Source organism: Methylocaldum sp., assembly GCF_039794385.1.
In the GTDB taxonomy this organism is placed as follows: Bacteria; Pseudomonadota; Gammaproteobacteria; order Methylococcales; family Methylococcaceae; genus Methylocaldum.
In genome coordinates this window covers 1-5,636 of sequence record NZ_JBDIVO010000296.1, presented here as the reverse complement: position 1 = coordinate 5,636, position 5,636 = coordinate 1, and the positions used below count along the sequence as shown (strand labels likewise).

5 protein-coding genes are annotated in these 5,636 nt (G+C 58.7%); 2 read left to right on the top strand and 3 right to left on the bottom strand.

All coding sequences use genetic code 11. The features are described 5' to 3' along the window. The 3 genes from ABJK70_RS19020 to ABJK70_RS19010 form a co-directional block, all read right to left on the bottom strand. On the bottom strand, positions 1-577 hold a 577-nt coding region (locus tag ABJK70_RS19020), incomplete at its 3' end, for a 2,3,4,5-tetrahydropyridine-2,6-dicarboxylate N-succinyltransferase (RefSeq protein WP_347258781.1). A 16-nt stretch (positions 578-593) separates the two neighbouring features. Next, the gene (gene dapC, locus ABJK70_RS19015; RefSeq protein WP_347258780.1) at positions 594-1,790 is read right to left on the bottom strand and encodes a succinyldiaminopimelate transaminase; all 1,197 of its coding nucleotides are present in this window, start codon (positions 1,788-1,790) and stop codon (positions 594-596) included. A 154-nt stretch (positions 1,791-1,944) separates the two neighbouring features. Further along, complete coding sequence (locus tag ABJK70_RS19010) at positions 1,945-3,690, bottom strand: proline--tRNA ligase (protein WP_347258779.1); 1,746 nt, start codon at positions 3,688-3,690, stop codon at positions 1,945-1,947. Positions 3,691-3,870: 180 nt separating this feature from the next. On the opposite strand from ABJK70_RS19010, the gene ABJK70_RS19005 reads away from it, so the two are divergent. Next, complete coding sequence (locus ABJK70_RS19005; protein WP_077731277.1) at positions 3,871-4,563, top strand: ABC transporter permease; 693 nt, start codon at positions 3,871-3,873, stop codon at positions 4,561-4,563. Then, positions 4,560-5,549: an ABC transporter ATP-binding protein gene (locus tag ABJK70_RS19000; protein ID WP_347258778.1), complete on the top strand. Its 990-nt coding sequence runs from the start codon at positions 4,560-4,562 to the stop codon at positions 5,547-5,549. Before ABJK70_RS19005 ends, ABJK70_RS19000 begins: the two co-directional genes overlap by 4 nt. The last annotated feature ends 87 nt before the right edge of the window (positions 5,550-5,636 follow it).

Sequence of the window (5,636 nt, the reverse complement as noted above, 5' to 3'; positions counted from 1 at the left end):
CCCCTTCGACGATCTCCGAGCGCGCACCGATGAAGCAGTTGTCCTCGATGATGGTGGGCGCAGCCTGCAAGGGTTCCAGCACGCCGCCGATACCGACGCCGCCGGACAGGTGCACGTTCTTGCCGATCTGGGCGCAGGAGCCCACCGTCGCCCAGGTGTCGACCATCGTGCCGGAATCGACGTAAGCGCCGATGTTGACGAACGACGGCATCAGCACGACACCGGGGCCGATGTAGGCGCCGTGCCGGACGGTCGCCGGCGGCACCACGCGGGCGCTCATGGCGGCAAAGTGTTCCGGCCTGAAGCCGCCGAATTTCGGTTCGACCTTGTCGAAATATTTCGTCTCGCCGCCTTCCATGATGCGGTTGTCGGAGATCCGGAAAGACAGCAGCACGGCTTTCTTGAGCCATTGATTGACGACCCAATCCCCGTTTTTCTTTTCGGCGACACGGGCGCGTCCGCTGTCCAGCAACGTCAAGGCTTCCTGAACGGCTTCACGGATCACCGCGCTGGTCGAGGTCGGAGTGAGCTGGGCTCGGTCTTCAAAGGCTTCATTGATGATGTTTTCTAGGGACATGGCTTTACTTTTCGATTTACATGGATTGAATAAACTCTCGAATGCGGTGGGCAGCCTCCACGCATTCCTCCAGAGGGGCGACCAAGGCTATCCGGACATGATTTTGGCCGGGATTGATCCCATGCGCTTCGCGGGACAGAAAACTGCCGGGCAGCACGGTCAGATTTTGCCGCGCATAAAGATCCTGCGCGAATTGGCAATCATCGCGGTGGACATCGGGCCAGAGATAGAAGCCGCCTGGCGGTATCGACAGATCCAGATGGTCCTTCAGAACTTCGTGGACTGCGGAGAACTTCCGCCGATACGCCGCTCGGCTTTCCGTGACATGCTTTTCATCTTGCCAGGCTTTGATGCTCGCGTGCTGAACCGGCAGCGAGAGCGCGCAGCCGTGATAGGTGCGATACCTCTGGTACTGCTTGAGGATATCGGCATCCCCGGCAACGAAACCGGACCGCAGTCCCGGCGCGTTGGAACGCTTGGAGAGGCTATGAAACACGACGCAGCGCTTGAATTCCGTATTGCCCATGTCATGGGCAGACTGCAGCAAGCTTGGAGGCGGAACCGATTCGTCAAGATAAATCTCGGAATAACACTCATCCGAAGCGATGATGAAATCATGGCGCTCGGACAGATTGATGAGCGCTCTATGCGTCTCGGCGCTAATGACGGAGCCTGAGGGATTGCCGGGCGAGCAGATGTAAATCAGCTGGCAACGTTCCCAAATCTTGTCCGGCACCGATTCGAAGTCCGGCAGATAGCCAGTTTCTCGTGTCGTATTGAGAAAATAGGGTTCCGCACCGCCCAGCAGGGCTGCGCCTTCGTAGATCTGATAGAACGGGTTGGGCATCAATACCAGCGGTTGCTCGGCGGCATCGATGACACACTGAGCGAACGAGAACAGCGCCTCGCGGGTCCCGTTGCAGGGCAGTACGTGGCGTTCCGGGTCCACGCTCGCCGGAGGCAGGGAAAACCGGTGCGACAGCCAGTCCGCGATGGTTCGGCGCAGTTCCAAGAGCCCCTTGGTGGCCGGGTAATTGGCCAGCCCGTGAAGGTGCGCGATCAGGCTTTCGGCAATGAAGTGGGGCGTCGGATGCTTGGGCTCGCCTATCGAGAGCGCGATATGAGGTTTGTCGCCCGGCGGAGTAATTCCTTGCTTGAGTTCGGACAGCTTTTCGAACGGGTAGGGCTGTAGTTTTTGCAGATGAGGATTCATGCCGGACTGTTCGGTTCCAAAGTTCAGCGCCTTACCGCTTAAAAAGCGGGGCCATAGTATAAGGGCATGCGAGGGCGGTTCCAACTTGCGCGATCAAACCGCGCAAACTGTGGATGGACGGTCCGGCGTCCCGCAGCTGGACGCCGGACTGCGGCTAACCGATGCCGTTTAGCCGTGCCCGAATGAACGGCACGACTTCCTCCAGCGGAATTTGGATCGCTTCGGCATCCCGTCGCCCCTTGTATTCCGCCTGATTCGATTCGAGCAGGCGCTCGCTGACGACCACCCGATGCGGAATGCCGATCAGTTCCAAGTCGGCGAACATGACGCCGGGACGAACCTTTCGGTCGTCGAACAAGACTTCGATCCCTTCGTTCCGAAGAGAGCGGTACAGATGCTCGGCGATCTCCTGCAGCCGTTCCGATGTGTGCATGTTGATCGGCACGAGAGCGACCTGGAACGGTGCGAGCGCTTCGGGCCAGACGATTCCCCGTTCGTCGTGGTTCTGCTCGATGGCGGCGGCGACCACGCGTGACACGCCTATGCCGTAGCAGCCCATGATCAGCGCCTGGTTTTTTCCTTCTTCGTTGAGCACCGTGGCCTGCATCGCTTCGCTGTATTTGGTGCCGAGCTGGAAGACATGCCCGACTTCGATGCCGCGTGCGATGCGGAGATTTCCTTTGCCGTCCGGGCTAGGATCGCCTTCCGTCACCTTGCGGAGGTCGTGGACATGTCGGGGCGCCGGTTGGTCTCGGTCCCAGTTGACGCCGATCAGATGGAACCCCTTCTCGTTGGCGCCGCAGACGAAATCGCTCATGGCCGGAACGGGGCGATCGGCGATGACGTTTATGGCTCCTTTCGCGCCGGGCATTTGGACCGGGCCGATGTAGCCCGCCCGAGAGCCCATGTGCTGCTCGATTTCATCGTCGGTGGCAAAGCGGAAACTGCCGAGGATCTTTCCGGCCTTCACTTCGTTGAGCTCATGATCGCCCCGCAGCAGTAACAGGCAAAACTCTTCCCACTCCCTATCGAGGTCGCGCTTGCCGATCATCACGGCGATGGCCTTGACGATTTTTTCAGCAGGGACGTTCAGGAATTCCGCTACCTCGGCAATACTGGTCTTGCCAGGGGTAGCGATCTTCTCCATGGGACGGCTCGCAGGCGCACGCGCTTCGGCGGGAGCGATAGCTTCGGCCATCTCGATATTGGCGGCATAATCGCTCCGGTCGGAAAAGGCGATGGCATCCTCGCCGGAATCGGCCAGCACGTGAAACTCATGGGACATGCTCCCGCCGATAGCGCCGGTATCGGCCAGCACCGCACGGAATCGCAGTCCCAGCCGTTCGAAGATACGGGAGTAAGTCTCGTACATCCGGTCGTAGGTTTCCTGCAAGGAGTCCTTGTCGAGATGGAAAGAGTAGGCATCCTTCATCAGGAATTCGCGAGCCCGCATGACGCCGAACCGCGGGCGGATCTCGTCCCGGAATTTCGTTTGAATCTGGTAAAAGTTGACCGGCAACTGCTTGTAGCTTTTGATTTCGCTGCGGACCAGATCGGTGATGATTTCCTCGTGAGTGGGACCTAGGCAGAAATCGCGCTCGTGGCGATCCTTGAATCGGCAGAGTTCCGGGCCGAACACATCCCAGCGCCCCGATTCCTGCCAGAGCTCCGCGGGTTGCACCGCCGGCATGAGCACTTCCAAAGCGCCGCTGCGATCCATTTCCTCGCGGACTATGTTTTCCACCTTGCGGAGTACGCGCAGCCCCAAAGGGAGCCACGTATAAAGGCCGGCGGCTAGCTTGCGGATCAGACCGGCGCGCAGCATCAGCTTATGGCTGACGATTTCGGCATCGGCCGGGGTTTCTTTGATGGTGTTGAGCGGAAATTGGCTGGTGCGCATGATGGATGGAATACGTCCAAATGAGAAATGATTCTATTGTATCGTCAGCCAGCACGGGCCGTCAGCGAAGATTGAATCGTGCAGGTCGATTTTTTGAGCGCGAGAACAGAGTAACTGGAAAACTTGCTTGTTCTTTCGTGTTTTCGCAAAATTCGGTCCTGCCGCTCCTGTTATTCCTTCATGGACTACTTTGTCGATTCTTTTTTTGCCGCGCTCCGTCTAATCTTTCAGTTCGATCCCGAGGTTTACCGAATCGTCTGGACATCGCTCGAGATCTCGCTTACCGCAACCGTTTGCGCAGCGCTTCTCGCGGTTCCGGCCGGAGTTTGGTCGGCGTCTATTGAATTTAAGGGAAAACGGCTCCTGCGGCGGAGCTTGAACGCTTCGATGGCGATGCCGACGGTTATGATCGGCCTGATTTTTTACGGGTTGTTCAGCCGCCGCGGGCCGTTGGGCGAACTCGCTCTTTTGTACACCCCGACGGCCGTCATCATCGGCGAGGCGGTGCTGATTTTTCCGCTCATCATGAATCTTGCGATGACCGCCGTCGAATCCGCCGATCCGCGTCTGCTGCCTACGTTGCGCTCTTTAGGCGCCAGCCCGGCGCAGCAGTTCGGGCTGGTATTGTCGGAAACCCGCTTGGCCCTGTTGGTGGCGGTTGCGGCCGGTTTCGGGCGAGCCATCGGAGAAGTGGGAACGGCGATGATGTTGGGCGGAAACATCCAGGGGCTTACCCGTACCATGACGACCGCCATCGCGCTGGAGACGAGTAAAGGCGAGTTCGAGCTCGGTTTGGCTTTGGGCATGATGTTGCTGCTGGTCGCGTTTTCGGTGAATTGGCTACTGCAATCTGCGGACCGGAGTGCCGGTTGAAGCGAGCGTATTGGCTGGAGCACGTGGTTTTTGCTTATGGCGATAAGCCGGCGTTGACCATCGATCATCTGGCGATCTCCGCCGGCCGGATTACGGCGCTGATCGGTCCGAACGGCGCCGGTAAGAGCACGCTTCTCGAGCTGCTCGCTTTTCTGATTCATCCGGATGCCGGCGAAATGTATTTTTTCGGTCAGCCGGTCAGGCGAGAGGACGTTCTGGCACTTCGGCGCCGCGTCGGGTTGGTGGCGCAAAGTCCTTATCTGCTTCAGGGTAGCGTGATGGATAACGTGGAGTTGGGACTGAGGCTGCGCGGTATCGGAAAGGAACAGCGGCACCGCAGGGCAATGGATGCAATGGAGCGAGTGGGACTTGCCGGATTCGAAAAGCGATCCGTCAGGGCGCTTTCCGGAGGCGAGAAACAGAGGGTTGCCTTGGCGAGAGCGCTGGCTCCGGCACCCGAAGTGCTGTTGTTCGACGAGCCATTTACGTATCTCGATCAAAGTAATGTGCGCTTGGTCGAGCAGGTGCTCTCGAATTATGCGCGGCAAAGTGGGAACACGGTGGTGTTCAGCACCCATGAGCAGGTGCAGGGTATCGCGCTCGCCGACGAGTCCATCAGCCTTTTCGCCGGAAGATCGGTCGGGGCGCCGCTCGTCAATTTGTTTCGCGGAGCGCTACGAAACGGCGTGTTCGACACCGGCAAGCTGGCGATACAGGTGCCGCGTGCGCTGGATCAGGGATCGCATCTCTCCGTCGATCCCGAGGAGATCGTGCTCTCCCCGGAACCTCTGAATTCCAGTCTCCGTAATTCGTTTCGCGGCCGTATCATCATGATCGCGGAAGAGGCGGGGCGGGCGAGGATTACCATCGATATCGGCGAGAAACTTAACGCCCGGATTACACTCGAGTCGCTGCAAGTCCTTGGTTTGGAACTGGGGAAGGAAGTTTGGGTCAGTTTTAAAGCCACGGCGGTGAAAGTGTTTTGACCGTTCGGAGTCCGCCGCCGTGTTCTCGACGTTTTAATCAAGTCAGGAAAACGCGTATTTACGCCGTATGACGGATTGGCTATGGTG